We start from the raw sequence: 248 nt of genomic DNA on the forward strand, positions 1-248 counted from the left end.
TCGGTCAGCCGCGTCCGGGCAGGTACTGGGGGGTGAAGGCCTCGCGCCAGTCGGGCGGCGAGGGATAGGCGGCCTCGGTCTGTTCGGCGAAGGCCTGCCAGCGTTCGGCGGTCATGGTCCCCAGGCCGTAGAGGGCCGCGTCGCCGCCGTCGACCACGGCCTCGGTGCGCAGACTGTCGCGCACGGCGTTCAGCAGGCGCTGGTTCAGGTCGGGATTGGCGCGGCGGATCAGAGCGTCGCCCTTGGAC

The 248-nt window shown here is 72.6% G+C and carries 1 pseudogene; it reads right to left on the minus strand.

Annotation, left to right across the window (positions count from 1 at the left end):
• Positions 1–4 precede the first annotated feature (4 nt).
• Positions 5–248, minus strand: a pseudogene (locus HX774_RS20200) (ABC transporter substrate-binding protein); the annotation flags it as partial.

It is taken from the genome of Brevundimonas sp. P7753 (genome assembly GCF_013386595.1).
In the GTDB taxonomy this organism is placed as follows: Bacteria; Pseudomonadota; Alphaproteobacteria; order Caulobacterales; family Caulobacteraceae; genus Brevundimonas; species Brevundimonas bullata.